Here is a 16,104-nt window from a genome sequence, read left to right on the forward strand (position 1 = left end):
GTTCAGCCTTCCTTTTTCATCTCAACCCCAGGCGTAATCACCTGCACACTCATCCGCGGTGTCGCCAGATCCAGTCCCGCCTCATCCAGTTGCCGCTTCAACGCCAAGTTGAACGCCCGGGAAACCTCCCACTGCTTGATCGGCGCAGTCTTGAACCGTGCGCGCAGAATCGCGCTGCCGGACTCGAAACTCTCGACACCCTGAATCTCCAGTGGCGACCAGATGTTGCGGCGTTGCAACGGGTCGCTGCGCATCTTTTGGCCGACGTCGCGCATCAGTTTGATCGCGTCGTCGATTTCCATGTTGTACGGCACGGCGACACGGAAGATGGCGTAGCCGAATTCCCGCGAGTAGTTCTTGATGCTTTTGATTTCGCTGAACGGGATGGTATGGACGATGCCGTCGATGTCGCGCAGGCGCACGGTACGGATGGTCAGGCCTTCGACGGTGCCGAGGTGGCCGCCGACGTCGACGTAGTCATCAATGGCCAGCGAGTCTTCGATGATGATGAAGAGGCCGGTGATCAAGTCGGCGACCAGTGACTGCGCACCGAAGCCGATGGCCAGACCGATCACACCGGCACCGGCCAGCAGCGGCGTGACGTTCATGCCCATGTTCGCCAACGCGACGATCAGCGCGATGATGAAAATCGCCACGAACAGCACGTTGCGGATCAGCGGCATCATCGTCTGCGCCCGTGCATTCGCCAGACCTTTGCGCGAGCGGGTGAGGGCGTGGTGCACGGCGGTGTCGGCGAGGATCCAGATCAGCCAGGAGAAAATCAGCGTGCCGATCAGGCTGAACAGTTTGACGCTGATGTCGTGGCCATCACCTTCGGCGAACGCGATCAGCGAATGGCCCCACACGCGCAGGCCCAGTTCGATAAAGATCAGCCACACCAGCAAATGCGTCAGGGTGTAGAAGAAGTTTTTCAGTCGCTCCGAGTACAGCGCATGGCGTTTCGGCCCGCGTTGCGGTTTCAGCGAATGGCGGCGCACGAGGCCGTTGATGACCATGCACAACACCAGCAGAACCGTGCAGATCAGCGACTGCCGCAGCGCCGTGCTGGTGTCGCCAGCGGAGACGAAAGTGGCAAACAGTGAGATGCCGACCAGCACCAGCGCCGGCACGTACCAGAAGGTGCCGAGGATTTCGATGGTGTCGCTGAGGGCGCGGCGGGTCAGGCGCCGCGACAGTGGTTGATTGCGGATCAGGTGCGCAATCGGCCGGCGGAAACGCAGGATGAACAGGCCGGTCGACAGCGCGGCGAGCACATTGGCGGTGGTCGCGGCGGTGTGCGCCAGATGTACGCCCAAGCTCTCGACCAAGCGCGGATCGCTCAGCGCTTCACCAAACGCGGCAAAGCTGCCGATCAGCCACAGCGGCCGGAACGCCTGATGGCGCAGGATATACAGCGCGCGATGGCGGTGCGGGCCGTCGAGCAGGGAGAAGGCAATCACACAGATCGCCGAGAAACAGGTACCCACCACCAACGCATAAGCCAGCACCATCGCCAGACTTTTGCCCAGCGAGGACGGCAGCACGTAGCTCATGTACACCGTCATCACCAACGCGATCAGCCACGGCCCGAGCTTGCGCAAAGCGAAGCGCAACATGTCGAGGGCCTTGGGGTGTTGCGGCAGTTCTTCGGTCAGGCCAAAGCGCAGACGCACACGGTGGCCAAGCCAGATCAGCGCGGCGGCGAGCAGGCTCCAGAGCATCAGGATAACGGCGAAGCCGAAAATGATGGGCAGCCATTCATTGGCCGGCAGCAGCTTGCTGGTCAGCTCGTCCTTGGCCAGGTCGAATTCGTTGGACCAGCGGGTGATCGGGCTGTCGGCGCCGGAAAACTGTTTTTCGAAGTTGGCGAGGGTGCCGCCGATCAGGCCCAGCACGCCTTCTTCCGGCGTGGCCTGGGCTTGCTTCGTGGCGTCGCGCAGCTTCTTCAGATCGCTGAGCAACTGCGCGCGTTGCTTGTCGTTTTCCAGCGACTTGATCACCTCGTCGAGCGACTGGCCGAGGGGTTCCTGGGCTTCAGCTTGCGGTTTGGAGGTGTTGAGCAGGCCGGGCAAACCGACCGCATGCGCGGGCCCCAGCGGCAGCAGCGTCATCAGGCAGACAAGCAGCAGGCTGGGCAAAGCAAAAAGGCGAGCAAACACCAGGAGACAACCTCGGGATTGGCGGATGCGCTGGAGTGTACGAGGCCCTCTGGCGCAATGCGAGCCGGGCGCGGTCATTCGTTGAGCTTGGCGAGGATCTTGTAGACCACCGTGGCGAGGATCATCAGCATGCCGACCCACATGGCGAACACCCCGGCATTTTTGTCACGGAAGTTGAAGCCTATGGCCAGCAGGATCATCCCGCTGAGGATGGGAATGAGCATGGCATGGAAGGAGGACATCGAGATCATGGAGACTGCCTTGTCTGGGTGGGATCATTTGAGTCTAGGCGGGTTTGCACGTGTAGGAGCTGCCGCAGGCTGCGATCTTTTGATCTTCAAAGCAAAATCAAAAAACCGCAGCCTTGCGCAGCTTCTGCATCAATCAGCGCCGCTGATTAAGGCAATTCACGACTGGCATAGAACGCGCTGAGCACTTTGACCAGATGCGCCAGGTCATGGCTGCCGCACAGCTCGCGGATCGAATGCATGGCGAAAGTCGGCAGGCCGATGTCGACGGTGCGCACGCCCAGGTGACTGGCGGTGATCGGGCCGATCGTCGAGCCGCAGCCCATGTCGCTGCGCACCACGAAGCTTTGCACCGGCACTTCTTCGGCCATGCACAGGTGGCGGAAGAAACCGGCGGTTTCGCTGTTGGTGGCATAGCGCTGGTTGCTGTTGACCTTGATCACCGGCCCGGCATTGAGTTTCGGGCCGTGGTTGGCGTCGTGCTTTTCGGCATAGTTGGGATGCACGCCGTGGGCGTTGTCGGCCGACACCAGTAGGGATTTCTGGATGGTGCGCACGAACTCGTCGCCTTCCGGCAGCAGGCGGCGCAGGGTCTGTTCGAGCATCGGGCCGTCGGCACCGCACGCCGAGCAGGAGCCGACTTCTTCGTGGTCGTTACACACCAGCACGCAGGTTTCGTCGGTCTCGGCGGTGAGCAACGCCTGCAGGCCGGCGTAGCAGGACAGCAGGTTATCCAGCCGCGCACCAGCGATGAAGTCGCCGTTAAGACCGATGACTGCAGCGCTTTGCGTGTCGTAGAAACTCAGCTCGTAATCCAGCACCACGTCGGCGTTCAGACCGTGTTCGCGGGCCAGTTGATCAGTGAGCACGGCGCGGAAATCGACGCGCTCGTCACCGGCGAACTGGGCGAGGATCGGCGGCAGTTCGGTCTGCGCGTTGATCGCCCAGCCCTGGTTGGCTTCGCGGTTGAGATGGATGGCCAGGTTGGGAATGATCGCAATCGGTGCCTTGAAGTCGATCAACTGGCTTTCGACCTTGCCGTCACGGCGGAAGGTCACGCGGCCGGCCAGCGACAGATCGCGGTCGAACCACGGCGCCAGCAGTGCGCCGCCGTAGACTTCGACGCCCAACTGCCAGAAGCCCTGACGCTGCAGTTCCGGTTGCGGCTTGACCCGCAGGCATGGGCTGTCGGTGTGGGCGCCGACCAGACGAATACCGTCGTGCAGTGGCGAGTTGCGGCCCATTTTGATCGCGACGATCGAGGAATCGTTACGGGTGACGTAATAGCGGCCGTTGGCCTCGGTGGACCATGGCTCGCGCTCGTCGAGGCGCACATAACCGGCGGCCTCCAGACGCTGAACGAGGCTGGCGGTGGCGTGAAACGGGGTAGGGGAGGCCTTGAGAAAGTCGATCAGGCCCTGGTTCAACTCTGCGCGCATAAGAAACTCCAGACAGCAATGGGCGGCAGTTTAACGCATCACTCAGCCGCATTGGGCAAGTGGTTTGCGCACGTATTGTCAGGCCTGATGACCGATGCGCTTGCGCAGATAGGCCAGGATGGCCTTCTGATCAGCCTTCCTCGCAGGTTTCGGCAGATGTTTTGGCCAACCCTTGTCAGTGCCGAAGAAAGCTTGTTGCGCGACGCTGTCCCAGCGAAGGATTTCCCGCGAAGCCGATTCCCACCATTCATGCCGGCAGATTTCGTAATACGGATGTTCAGGTGCAGCACTGCCGAACAGCAACGCACGGCCGACTTTCTTCATGCCGCCGCGCTTTTTGCGCAACTTCCACTTGATGCGCAGGCGCTCCCAGGTCGAAGGGATCGGTTTGCTGCGCGGGACCTCGGTGCTCAGGTCTGGCAATTCGGGGTGAAAGGCCTCGCCGTAGCGGGCGAAGAAATGTTTCTGCATGGCGTGGAAGAAGTTTTTGTCGGCGAAGTAGTGATAGACGAATTTCTTCGCTTCCTGGATGGGCTGGTCGCGCATGGCAAATGACAGTGCAATCTGTTCGATCGTGTGGATGTCGAACGAATCCTGCGTCCACTCATCGATCAGTCGGATCGACGTTTCCAGCAGCGCTGCATCGCCATCGGTGACGCCGCACAAGCCGCTGTTGTACAGCTTGAAGCTGTTGGCAGGCGAGATGCCGTGGACTTGCAGGCAGCGCGCAAGTTTTTCGTAGTCCGTGCGCTTACAGACATAACTCCAATCGTATTCGAAGCGGTCCATCACGTAACGGCCGGGTGTGATCATGCTGAACAGTCGATGCGGCGAACCCAGAAACAGCGTGTCGGTGTCGACGAACAGGGTTTTTTCGGCGAGTGTCAGGCCCAGTGCAATGGCGCACGCTTTGCGGCGGTGGTGGTAGCCGTTCTCGCCCTGCCACTGGCTGAGGGTCTGCTCGCTCAGGGCGACGGTGTCGACCGGCCAGCCGGCGTAGTCCTGCGGGCGATCGGTCAGGATTCTGATGCGTACCGATTCACCCTGCTGCAGTTGCGCCAGGGCGGTGAGGATGCTGAATTTCGCCTCGCGCCGATAAACGTCTTTGTCGCCATAGATCAGGTAGAGCAACTGGTGCGGTACTTTTTCCATGGGGGGGAAGGCTTCGCGCATAAGCGGCTCCATACGGCGGGTGCGCGAGTTTACCGTATTGGTCGGCTGATTTGCAGGCCGGTCGCTTGCTTCAAAGTGTTGCCGGGCGCGGCGTCAACCGATGATCAGTCTGCCGTTGAGGAAGACTTCACGGCGCTGCTTGCGACCGATGTCTTCATGCTTGCTCGGCTGATAGACAGTTTCGAACTTGTCTCGAGACAAATCAGGCAGCGCACTGAGGTATTGATCGACCAAGCGATCGTAAGCGGCTTCGGTGATGAATTTGTAGATTTCCCGACGATAGAAGAAGCCCAGTTGAAAACCGAGCGTTTCACTCAGGTGCGCGGTCGGGCCTGCGAAGCAGTTTTCAAAATCAATGGCTTTTAGTGGCCCGTGCGTTTGCTCGGGCACCATGATGTTGCCCACCCAGAAATCCATGTGGGTGATGTTTTTGCTGGCCAGCGAGCTGAGCAGTTGAAACGCGTCGAGGATGAAAGCTTCGATATTTTCGGGGTTGCGCCTGATGCATTCGGCGCCATCAATATGGCCTTCGAGCAGGTGCGTCAGCAGGAAGAACTCTTCGGTCAGGCCAAGCCTGCTGCGTGTGTAGCCATAGCCCTTCAATGGCGGCATGTTCACGCCCCGGCGCTGAGCTTCGAGGGAATTCATCAGTTCTTCGAGCGGCCAGTCGAAGCGCCCGTTACGTTGCGGTTTGTTCAGGCTCACCCTCACTTTTGCCTTGAACGTGTCCAGTGGCTGGACCTTGGCGAAAAGTGGTGTTTCACAGGACGACAACGGTGCGCTGGCCCGGGTCAGTTTGCTCGCGCGACGTTTTTCTATCAGTTGTTCGAGGGCTTGGCGCGCCTGGGTGCTGGGGGTTTCGCTCAGGTGCAGGGTGGTGTTACCGAATGCGCACACGATGGGATATTCGGATTGGAGCGTTTTGCTGCAGAACACGGAAAAGGCCTCCTGCCTGATGTCGAAGTGCCATGATTTTATATTTGATTACAATTTTATGACAGTTCTTTACGTCAATCTATTGCCGGTGAACTTTTGACAGAACAAAAAAAGCCCTCCATCAGGAAGGCCTTTCAGAAGCAGGCGCGATTCAGAACGGCGCCGGGCACTCGAATCGCAGGCGCTCGCCGCTTTGCGGATGAGTGAAACTGAGCATGCTCGCGTGCAGACACAGGCGCGGCCAGGCCGCCAGAGCCTGCTCGTGGGCGTAGAGTCCGTCACCGAGCAGCGGATGGCCGATCGACAACAGGTGCACGCGCAATTGATGTGAGCGACCGGTGATCGGTGTCAGCTCGACCCGGCACCAGTCGCCGCACCGTTCCAGCACCTTCCAGAACGTCAGCGCATGTTTGCCGAATTCGTGATCGACTACATGGCGCGGCTTGGTCGGTGGGTCGTAGCGCAACGGCAGGTCGATGCTACCGCTGTCCAGTTCCGGCTGACCCCAGGCCAAAGCGGTGTAGGCCTTTTCGGTTTCGCGATCATGAAACTGCCGCGACAACTCACGATGGGTGTCGGCATCACGGGCCAGCAAAATGATGCCGGAGGTTTCCCAGTCCAGGCGATGGACGATGCGCGCTTCCGGGTAGCCGTTTTCCTGCAAACGGGTAATCAGGCAGTCCTTGTTGTCATCGGCGCGGCCGGGCACCGAGAGCAGCAGGGTCGGTTTGTCGACCACCAGTACGGCGGCGTCCTGATAGATGATGCGGATGTTGGACAGCGGCATTAAAACAGCCTCGTAACAAATGCCAACGGCGGTGCAGGACCATTCCACCGGGGAATGGCCCTGAACCGCCGTCGTACCTGCCGGATCGACTCAGCGGTCGGGCAGGGTGATGTTGAGTTCCAGAATCGAGCAACTGCCCTGGCTTTCCAGTGCAACGTGTACGTCATCGTTGCCGATATTGACGTACTTGCGGATCACGTCGACCAGTTCCTTCTGCAAGGCTGGCAGGTAATCCGGCGTGCTGCGCTGGCCGCGCTCATGCGCCACGATGATCTGTAGACGCTCTTTCGCTACCGAGGCGGTACTTGGCTTTTTGTTGGCACGAAAGAAGTCAAAAAGGTTCATTACCTACCTCCAAACAGGCGCTCGAAGAATCCCTTCTTCTCGACATCGAGGAATCGGTGGGCTTTTTCTTTGCCCAGCAGGCGGTCGACGGTATCGCTGTAAGCCTGACCGGCATCACTCTGGTCGTCGAGAATTACCGGCACGCCCTGGTTGGAAGCCTTGAGCACAGCCTGGGATTCTGGGATCACGCCGAGCAGGGTCACCGAAAGGATTTCCTTGACGTCTTCAACGCCAAGCATCTCGCCCTTTTCAACACGCTCCGGGTGGTAGCGGGTGATCAGCAGGTGTTCCTTGATCGGGTCTTCGCCACGTTCGGCGCGGCGCGATTTGCTCGCCAGCAGGCCGAGCATGCGGTCCGAGTCACGTACCGAGGAGACTTCCGGGTTGGTCACAACGATCGCTTCGTCAGCGAAGTACATGGCCAGGTGCGCACCTTTCTCGATGCCAGCCGGGGAATCGCAGACGACGAACTCGAATTGTTCCTTGAGCTCCATCAGGACCTTTTCCACGCCTTCGACGGTCAGCGCGTCTTTGTCGCGGGTCTGGCTGGCTGCCAGCACGTAGAGGTTTTCCAGGCGCTTGTCTTTGATCAGCGCCTGTTGCAGGTTGGCTTCGCCGTTCACGACGTTGACGAAGTCGTATACCACGCGGCGCTCGCAACCCATGATCAGGTCGAGGTTACGCAAGCCGACGTCGAAGTCGACGATCACTGTTTTGTGGCCGCGCAGTGCGAGACCGGTACCGATAGCGGCGCTGGTGGTGGTCTTACCCACACCACCCTTGCCGGATGTAACCACGAGAATCGTGGCCAAGGTGTTTCACCCCTAAGGAAGAAGGACTGTTCAGCCCCTGAAAAACATCTCTTGAAAACTACTGCAGTCGGACAGCCTTGGCTGGAATTTGGCTTTAGGCCTTTTTCCTACTTCGTTTGAGCCGTTTTCGCTACGTTTTAGAGATGCTTGGAAAATGCGGCAGTATCCGTTAAAGCCGAATGATGTTCAACACGTCGCCTGACAGGCTGACCTGGACGCCCGAGCCCCACATCGGATCGCGACGCAGATCTTCGGAAACCTTGTAATGACCGGCGATGGAGATCAGTTCAGCGCTCAATTGCTGACAGAAAATCCGTGCCTTGGTGTCACCTTTGACGCCGGCCAGTGCACGGCCACGCATCGGGCCGTATACATGGATGTTGCCATCGGCGAGAAGTTCCGCCCCCGGACTGACCGATGAGACCACGACCAGATCGCCACCCTGGGCGTATATCTGTTGGCCACCACGTACTGGCGTGGTGATTACGCGGGTCGGTTTAACGGTCGGCTCAGGCGGTTTTTCCGGCTTCTTTCTGACTTCCGCTTCCGGCGTCTCCAGCGGACGCTCGCGGGCGCCGGAGGGCGGCAGCACGGGGATGTCGATGGCGATGGCGGCGGCGATGTCTTCGATGCGGCTGGCGCGAATGGCCAGGGTGCGCAGGCCATGTTGACGGCAGACGCGCATCAGCCCCGGCAGGTCGACAGCGCCCTGGCTCGGCGGCAATTTGTCGAGCGCCAGAACCAGCGGTGCATTGCTGAAAAAATTTGGCGCCTGGGCGACTTTGGCGGCCAGTTGCCGATCGAGGCTTTCGAGGTCGTTACGGGCCAGTTCCAGCACAGTAATGGCCAGCATGCTGCCCTTGAGCTGGAATACGGGATCTTGGTCTAACGGGTCGGTTTGGCTCATGTCGGCATACAACGGCTTGTCACTAAAAGTGCCGAGACTTATAACGAGAACGCCCGCGAGCCGCAAGCCGGGTCGAACGATGTAGAATGCGCGGCCACTGTATTTACGGAAGCTTTAATGGATCGCCCGCGTTTTCGAAAAGCATTTCTTGCTCCGCGCTTCTGGCCGCTCTGGTGCGGTCTGGGGCTTTTATGGCTGATCGTGCAGTTGCCGTATCCGGCGCTGCTGACCATCGGTCGAGTTTTGGGTGCGTTGATGTATCGCCTCGCCAGCGACCGGCGAACCATCGCGCGGCGCAATCTGCAATTGTGCTTCCCGGAAAAATCCGCCGCCGAGCGCAAACGCTTGCTCAAGGAAAACTTCGCCTCCACCGGGATCGCCTTTTTTGAAATGGCGATGAGCTGGTGGTGGTCGCGCGAGCGTCTGGCGAAGCTGGCTCACGTCGAAGGCCTGGAGCATTTGCAAAAAGCCCAGCGCGAAGGCAAAGGCGTGATCCTCATGGCTGCGCATTTCACCACCCTGGAAATCGGCGCGGCGCTGCTTGGCCAGCAGCACACCATCGACGGCATGTACCGCGAACACAAAAACCCCTTGTTCGACTTCGTCCAGCGCCGTGGTCGCGAGCGGCACAATCTGGATTCGCTGGCGGTGGAGCGCGACGACGTTCGCGGCATGCTCAAGCTGCTGCGCTCGGGCCGGGCGATCTGGTATGCGCCGGATCAGGACTACGGCGCCAAGCAAAGCATCTTCGTGCCGCTGTTCGGCATTCAGGCCGCCACCGTCACCGCAACGACCAAGTTTGCTCGCCTGGGCAAGGCGCTGGTGGTGCCGTTTACTCAGGAACGTCTGGCCGACGGCAGCGGTTATCGCCTGGTGATTCATCCGCCGCTGGAGGATTTTCCCGGCGAGAGTGAAGAGGCCGATTGCATCCGCATCAATCAGTGGGTCGAGAGCGTCATGCGTGCCTGCCCCGAGCAATATCTGTGGGCGCATCGGCGTTTCAAGAGCCGCCCGCCGGGCGAGCCGAAGCTTTATCCCAAGCGTCGTTGATCCTGCCATTCTGCTAGGCCCCCTGGAGTGTTGCGATGAGTCCTGCTGAACCGGTTACAGGTTTGATTCTTTCCGGCGGCGGGGCTCGGGCGGCTTATCAGGTCGGGGTGCTGGCGGCGATTGCCGAGTTGCTGCCGGTAGGCGCGGACAATCCCTTTCCGGTGATCGTCGGCACCTCGGCCGGGGCGATCAATGCGGTCAGCCTGGCCAGCGGCGCCACGGACTTTCGCGCCGCCATCGAACGCCTGACCCAGTTCTGGCAGGGCTTTCGCAGCCACCGCGTGTTGCGCAGCGACTGGCCCGGCGTCATCCATCAGGCCAGCCGTTTCGTCAGCCACAGCCTGCTCGGTCTCGGTCGGCAGATGCCGGTGGCGCTGCTCAACAGTTCGCCGCTGCGCCAACTGCTCGAGGAAAAACTGCACCTGCCCGGCATCGCCGAATCCATCGCAGGCAAGCAGTTGCACGCGGTGGCGGTGACCGCATTCGGCTACGAGTCGGGGCAAGCGGTCACGTTCTATCAGGGCGGTGGCACTATCGACGCCTGGCTGCGGCACCGACGCATCGGCGTGCCGACGCAACTGTCGGTCGATCACCTGCTGGCCAGTTCGGCGATTCCGCTGTTGTTCGCACCGGTGAAAATCGCTGAGGAATATTTCGGTGACGGCGCAGTGCGTCAGTCGGCGCCGATCAGTCCGGCACTGCACCTGGGCGCCAGTCGCGTGCTGGTGGTGGGCGTCAGCGGCAACACGCGCGGCGTTGATCCGCAGCAGCCGCAGGAGCGCGCCTACAGCGGCCAGCAACCGACGCTGGCGCAGATTGGCGGGCACATGCTCAACAGCACGTTCATTGACAGCCTGGAGAGCGATATCGAGTTGCTGCAGCGTTTGAATCAGTTCAGTCATTTGCTTCCCGACGGCACACCAACGCGTGCACTGGGCGTGGCGCCTGTGGAGGTGCTAGTGATTGCGCCGAGTCAGCCGATCGACGAAATCGCCGCGCGGCATCGCCAGGAACTGCCAGCGGCGTTGCGCCTGTTTCTGCGCGGGCCCGGGGCGACGAAGACCAGTGGGGCGGGGGTGCTCAGTTATCTGCTGTTCGAGGCGGGGTATTGCAGCGAGTTGATCGAATTGGGGCGGCGGGATGCGTTGGCCAAGCGTGAGGAGCTTTGCCGGTTTCTGCGGATATCCCAAGCGGTGGCCCCGGCCTGAAATTGCGGTGAGCCTATTCGCGAGCAAGCTCGCTCCCACAGGGTTTTGCATTGAATGCAAAATTTGCAATCAACATAGAGCCACTGTGGGAGCGAGCTTGCTCGCGAAGGCGTCCTTGCGGACACCGCCGAATCAGAAGTGGAACTTGACCAGGAAGCTGGTGGTGCTCTGATCGGTCTTGAAGTACTGGCTGTCCTTGATCCCGTACTTGTCCGACCAGTAGTCATACTCGACACCGACATACAACTGCTTCTCACCGAAATTCAGCGCCTTGCCCAAGTCATATTTGACCTGCGGGTTGAAGTGCAGGTTGGCGTGGTAGTCGCCCTTGGAGTTGGAGTCGTTGTCGACCACCCAGTCCATGAAGCCGTCAATGAGGATGTTCGATTTGCCCACTGGAATGGTGTAGGACCAGACCGGGGTGATCTGCCAGACATTGTCACCGGCGCGTGCGCCCTGGGTGTGACGCTGATAGAAGTTCAACTGGAAGTAGTCGAAGCCGGGAATCGCCAGGTCGAAGCCCGGACCGATCAGGTACGCCTCGGTATCGCCTTCACCGAACTCGTAGGTCATGGCCAGCAACACGTCGGTCACCGGGCCGAAGGCCAGTTTCTGATCGAAGATCTTGCCGAACGACAGGCGCGGGCTGAGCTCGCCGTAGTAGGTGTTGGAGCCGACGCCGCCGTCATCCTTGCCGTTGTAGAAGATCTTGTCGATGAACAGGAAGTTGTCCCCATACTTCCAGGCATCGGCGTGCTCGAAAGTCACGGTCTGCTGAATGCGCGGGTTGACCTGGAAGTCCTTGCCATACAGATAGGTCAGGCTGTTGTTCTGCCACTGCAGCAGGCCCTCGGCCATTGCCTGGCCGCCGGCGAACATCGATCCGGCCAGCATCAGGCTGGTGCACATACGTTTCATTCGGTTGCTCCCAAAGTAGGTGTTCCACGTTTTTTTTTTTGAGATCGGCGCTCTGATGTGGCGCCTTTTTTCGTACCGCAAATTTCATCCGATCGGTCAGCTTTGAATGCTCGTAGCAAAAGCTGCGCCAAGGCTTTCGAAAAACCAAAAAACGCCCGTTCGGCTGCTGAAAAACAGTCGACGAGCGTGTTTTCGGGAGGCCTCAGGACTGACCAGGGCCGGGATAAGTTGGCTTTTCGGTCAGAAATTAAATCCGGGCTTTTTTTTAGACCGAATTCGGAAGGCCGCGGAGAATACTGACTCCTCGGCTTGTGCTCAAGTGCTCCGCAACAGAGCACCGACGGCAGACATGGCGCACGGTTGCGGGCCATCTCAGAAGTGCACCTTCAACAACAGGCTCGCGGTGTTCTGGTTGGTGTCGAACGAGTGGGTGTTTTCGATGCCGTACTTGTTCTTCCAGTAGCTGTACTCGGCGCCGACGTACACCTGCTTCTGGCTCCAGCCCAAGGCTTTGCCCAGGTCGAATTTGATCTGCGGGTTGATGTGCAGGTTGGCGTGGTAGGTGCCGCGCGAGTTCTCATCATTGTCGACGACCCAGTCGAGGTAACCGTCGATCAGCACATCGGAATTGCCCAGCGGGAAGCTGTAGGACCAGGCGGGGGTGATCTGCCAGACGCCGTCGCCGGGGCGCGGGCCTTCCGTCTGGCGGCGATAGAAGTTCAGTGTGACGTAGTTGAAACCGGGCACTTTCAGATCGAAGCCGGGGCCGATCAGATACGCCTCGCTTTCGCCTTCACCGTACTCGTAGGTCATTGCCAGCAACACGTCCTTGATCGGGCCAAACTCGATCTTGCGGTCGAGGATCTTGCCGAACGACAGGCGCGGACTGAATTCGCCATAAAAGGTGTGCGGGCCTTTGTTGGCGTCTTCCTTGCCGTTGTAGAAGATCTTGTCGACAAACAGAAAGTTGTCACCGTACTTCCACTTGTCGGCATGCTCGAAAGTGACCGTCTGCTGATACGACGGGTTGATCGCGAAATTCTTGCCGTACAGATAGCTGAGACTATTGGTCTGCCACAGCAGCAGATCGCCGGCCATGGCCTGACTCGCGGCCAGCAGGCCGCCACTCAACAGAACGCTGGTTTGCGTGCGGATCATCGGTTGCTCACTCTTGTTTTTATTGTTTGAGGCAGGGGGTTGCATGTCACTTGTGGGAGCGAGCTTGCTCGCGAAAGCGGCGGGTCATTCAACAGTGATGGCGACTGACCGGGCCTCTTCGCGAGCAAGCTCGCTTCCACAGGTTGTGTGAAGATTTCAATCAGTGCGCATGGCAATCGTTGATCGCTGCACGCTCTTTGCCGCCGAGGATGTTGAACAACAGGTTCAGGGTCAGCGCGCTGAGAGTGGCCATGGCGATGCCGCTGTGCGTGATCGGGCTCATCCACATCGGCAGGTGAGCGAAAAACTCCGGACGCACCACCGGGATCAGACCCATGCCGATGCTCACCGCGACCAGCAACTGGTTGCGGCGGTCACCGATGTCGGCCTCCTGAAGGATCTTGATACCGGTCGCCGCAACCATGCCGAACATCGCAATCGCCGCACCACCGAGCACCGCCGGTGGAATCGACGCCACCAGAAACGCCGCTTTCGGCAACAGGCTGAGGACGATCAGCAGACCACCGGCGACGATGGTTACCGAACGGCAACGCACGCCGGTCATCTGCACCAGGCCGATGTTCTGCGCGAAGGAGGAATGGGTGAAGGTATTGAAGAAACCGGCAAAGAACGATGCGCCGGCATCACACAGCAAGCCGCGGCGCAGCATGCGCGGGCAGACTTCCTGACCGGTGATCTTGCCCAGCGCGAGAAACATCCCGGTCGACTCAACGAAGATGATCACCACCACCAGGCACATCGACAGAATCGGCGCGAGCTCGAACTTTGGCATGCCGAAATGCAGCGGCGTGACGAACTGAATCCACGGCGCGCTGGCCATTCCACTGAGGTCGACCATGCCGATCACGCCGCACAGCACGTAGCCCAGGCACATGCCGATCAGCACGGAAATGTTCACCCAGAAACCGCGCATGAAGCGGTGAACGAGCAGGATGGTGGCCAGCACCAGCGCGGCGATGGCCAGATAGATCGGCGAGCCGAATTGCGCGGCGTCCACACCACCACCAGCCCAGTTCACGGCCACGGGGAAAAGCGATAAACCGATCGAGGTGATGACCGTGCCGGTCACCAGCGGCGGGAAGAAACGCACGACTTTGGACATGAAGGGTGCGATCAGCATGCCAAAGAAACCGGCGGCGATCGTCGCGCCGAAGATGCCTTGCAGGCCGATACCGGGCATGCCGGCCATGGCGACCATGCTGCCGACTGCGGCGAAACTGGCGCCCATCATCACCGGCATGCGAATGCCCATCGGGCCGATGCCCAGCGATTGCACGATGGTAGCGATGCCGGCGACCAGCAGGTCGGCGTTGATCAGGAAGGCGATTTCTTCACGACTCAGGCCAGCGGCCTGTCCGATGATCAGCGGCACCGCGATGGCGCCACCGTACATCAGCAGAACATGTTGCAGACCGACCAGGATCAGTTGCAAAAGGGGCAAACGCTGAATGGCGGGTGCGTCGGGGATGCGCGCTTTGGACAGCTCGGACATGCAACACCTCGGATCTTTTTTATTCTTGTGATTAACAGCTGCCGGGTTGCTTGCAGCTGTTTCTTTGCATCAGGCAGACCTGTGGGAGCGGGCTTGCTCGCGAAGGCGCCGTTTCACTCAACATCAATTTGTCTGATCGACCGCTTTCGCGAGCAGGCTCGCTCCCACAGGGTTTGACAGTGTCCTTGTGGAAGCGAGCCTGCTCGCGAAGCTTTTACTGCTTAGTTGGTCTGCGCTCCCTGGGCAATCCAGGCACCGATCAGGTCACGCTCCTGCTGGGTCATCTGAGTGATGTTGCCCAGTGGCATGATCTGCGTGGTGATGGCTTGCGCCTGAATGCGCGCAGCGTTCTGACGGATCTGCTCGGGGGTGTCGAGGATCACACCGGCAGGCGCTGCGCTGAACAACGGGCTGGTCGGCTTCGACGAATGACAAACCGTGCAACGCTCTTGAATCACGTGATGCACTTTGTCGAAGCCGGGACCGGCGTTGGAGGCTTGCGCCGGTGCTGAGGCAGGCTCGGCAGGTTGCGCCGCTTCAGCCGGTTTCGCGCCACCGCCCAGTGCCGTTTCCGGCAGCGGTTGGTACTCGATTTTCGCTGGAGCTTTCGCCACTTCAGGTGCGTTCGACATCGGCATCGGACCGGTGACGTAAGCCAGGCAGATCATGCCCACCGCTGCCACCGGCAGGGTCCAGGCAAACTTGTGGCTGTCGTGACGGGTATTGAAGTAGTGACGCACCAACACTGCCAACACCGCGATCCCGGCCAGGATCAACCAGTTGTACTGGCTGCCGTAGGTGCTCGGGAAGTGGTTGCTGATCATGATGAACAGCACCGGCAGGGTGAAGTAGTTGTTGTGTCGCGAACGCAGCAGGCCCTTGGCCGGCAGTGCCGGATCAGGCGTACGGTTCTCGGCGATCGCCGCGACCAGTGCCCGTTGCGCCGGCATGATGATGCGGAACACGTTGCCGACCATGATGGTGCCGATGATCGCGCCGACATGCAGGTACGCACCACGACCGCTGAACACTTTGCTGAAGCCATACGCCGCGCCGATGATCAGCACGAACAGGATGAAGCCCAGCAGAGCGGGGCGCTTGCCCAGTGCCGAGTCGCAGAGGAAGGAGTAGATGAACCAGCCGACGAACAGCGAGCCAAGACCGATGGCCACGCCTTCCGGACCGCTCAGGGTGCTGCCCGGTGCGAGCAGGTAAAGCGTCGGATTGGAATAGAACACCACGCACAGCAGCGCGATCCCCGACATCCAGGTGAAGTAGGCTTCCCACTTGAACCAGTGCAGGTTGTCCGGCATGGACGGTGGGGCCAGTTTGTATTTTTCCAGGTGGTAGATGCCGCCGCCGTGGATCGCCCACAGATCACCGGCCAGACCGGTTTTGGGGTTGACGCGGTTGAGGTTGTTCTCCAGCCAGACGAAGTAGAACGACGCGCC

General features: G+C 60.0%; 16 protein-coding genes. 2 read left to right on the forward strand and 14 right to left on the reverse strand.

Going from position 1 to position 16,104, the window contains the following annotated elements:
- Positions 1 to 2: 2 nt before the first annotated feature.
- From ACIGDJ_RS26595 to minC, 9 genes are all read right to left on the reverse strand, one after another.
- The gene (locus ACIGDJ_RS26595; protein WP_101157525.1) at positions 3 to 2,159 is read right to left on the reverse strand and encodes a mechanosensitive ion channel family protein; all 2,157 of its coding nucleotides are present in this window, start codon (positions 2,157 to 2,159) and stop codon (positions 3 to 5) included.
- A 74-nt stretch (positions 2,160 to 2,233) separates the two neighbouring features.
- Positions 2,234 to 2,410 carry a hypothetical protein gene (locus ACIGDJ_RS26600; protein WP_007965354.1) on the reverse strand — a complete coding sequence of 59 codons (177 nt, stop codon included), beginning with the start codon at positions 2,408 to 2,410 and terminating at the stop codon, positions 2,234 to 2,236.
- Positions 2,411 to 2,556: 146 nt separating this feature from the next.
- Positions 2,557 to 3,846 (reverse strand): M18 family aminopeptidase, encoded by a 1,290-nt coding sequence (locus ACIGDJ_RS26605; protein ID WP_064364632.1) that lies wholly within the window; start codon positions 3,844 to 3,846, stop codon positions 2,557 to 2,559.
- Between the two features lie 78 nt (positions 3,847 to 3,924).
- The gene (locus ACIGDJ_RS26610; protein WP_101157521.1) at positions 3,925 to 5,019 is read right to left on the reverse strand and encodes a hypothetical protein; all 1,095 of its coding nucleotides are present in this window, start codon (positions 5,017 to 5,019) and stop codon (positions 3,925 to 3,927) included.
- Positions 5,020 to 5,112: 93 nt separating this feature from the next.
- Positions 5,113 to 5,955: a hypothetical protein gene (locus ACIGDJ_RS26615; protein WP_397480041.1), complete on the reverse strand. Its 843-nt coding sequence runs from the start codon at positions 5,953 to 5,955 to the stop codon at positions 5,113 to 5,115.
- Between the two features lie 151 nt (positions 5,956 to 6,106).
- On the reverse strand, positions 6,107 to 6,742 hold the full coding sequence (locus ACIGDJ_RS26620; RefSeq protein ID WP_101157516.1) for an RluA family pseudouridine synthase: 636 nt from the start codon (positions 6,740 to 6,742) through the stop codon (positions 6,107 to 6,109).
- A gap of 90 nt (positions 6,743 to 6,832) precedes the next feature.
- A complete protein-coding gene (minE, locus tag ACIGDJ_RS26625; RefSeq protein WP_003223146.1) occupies positions 6,833 to 7,087 on the reverse strand; it encodes a cell division topological specificity factor MinE in 255 nt (84 codons plus the stop codon).
- Entirely contained in the window at positions 7,087 to 7,899 is an 813-nt protein-coding gene (gene minD / locus ACIGDJ_RS26630) for a septum site-determining protein MinD (RefSeq protein ID WP_397504661.1), read from the reverse strand. The genes minE and minD overlap by 1 nt, the downstream gene beginning before the upstream one ends.
- A gap of 169 nt (positions 7,900 to 8,068) precedes the next feature.
- Complete coding sequence (gene minC / locus ACIGDJ_RS26635) at positions 8,069 to 8,806, reverse strand: septum site-determining protein MinC (protein ID WP_101157514.1); 738 nt, start codon at positions 8,804 to 8,806, stop codon at positions 8,069 to 8,071.
- A gap of 117 nt (positions 8,807 to 8,923) precedes the next feature.
- Between minC and ACIGDJ_RS26640 the strand changes: the two genes are divergently transcribed.
- Positions 8,924 to 9,856, forward strand: coding sequence for a lipid A biosynthesis lauroyl acyltransferase (locus ACIGDJ_RS26640; protein ID WP_101157513.1), 933 nt, complete (start codon positions 8,924 to 8,926; stop codon positions 9,854 to 9,856).
- 35 nt (positions 9,857 to 9,891) lie between these two features.
- A complete protein-coding gene (locus tag ACIGDJ_RS26645; RefSeq protein WP_397480039.1) occupies positions 9,892 to 11,064 on the forward strand; it encodes a patatin-like phospholipase family protein in 1,173 nt (390 codons plus the stop codon).
- 132 nt (positions 11,065 to 11,196) lie between these two features.
- Here ACIGDJ_RS26645 and ACIGDJ_RS26650 read toward each other — a convergent pair whose 3' ends face one another.
- The 5 genes from ACIGDJ_RS26650 to ACIGDJ_RS26670 all read right to left on the reverse strand — a co-directional run.
- Positions 11,197 to 11,982, reverse strand: a complete 786-nt coding sequence (locus ACIGDJ_RS26650; protein ID WP_039763795.1) for an outer membrane protein OmpK — start codon at positions 11,980 to 11,982, stop codon at positions 11,197 to 11,199.
- Positions 11,979 to 12,353, reverse strand: a complete 375-nt coding sequence (locus ACIGDJ_RS26655) for a hypothetical protein (protein ID WP_397480038.1) — start codon at positions 12,351 to 12,353, stop codon at positions 11,979 to 11,981. Before ACIGDJ_RS26655 ends, ACIGDJ_RS26650 begins: the two co-directional genes overlap by 4 nt.
- A 1-nt stretch (position 12,354) precedes the next feature.
- The gene (locus ACIGDJ_RS26660) at positions 12,355 to 13,140 is read right to left on the reverse strand and encodes an outer membrane protein OmpK (protein ID WP_397480037.1); all 786 of its coding nucleotides are present in this window, start codon (positions 13,138 to 13,140) and stop codon (positions 12,355 to 12,357) included.
- A 160-nt stretch (positions 13,141 to 13,300) separates the two neighbouring features.
- A complete protein-coding gene (locus ACIGDJ_RS26665; protein ID WP_042608508.1) occupies positions 13,301 to 14,653 on the reverse strand; it encodes a nucleobase:cation symporter-2 family protein in 1,353 nt (450 codons plus the stop codon).
- A 221-nt stretch (positions 14,654 to 14,874) separates the two neighbouring features.
- A partial coding sequence (locus ACIGDJ_RS26670) for a urate hydroxylase PuuD (protein ID WP_397504662.1) occupies positions 14,875 to 16,104 on the reverse strand: 1,230 nt, incomplete at its 5' end.

The sequence above is a fragment of the Pseudomonas sp. NPDC079367 genome (genome assembly GCF_044542195.1).
Lineage (GTDB): Bacteria > Pseudomonadota > Gammaproteobacteria > Pseudomonadales > Pseudomonadaceae > Aquipseudomonas.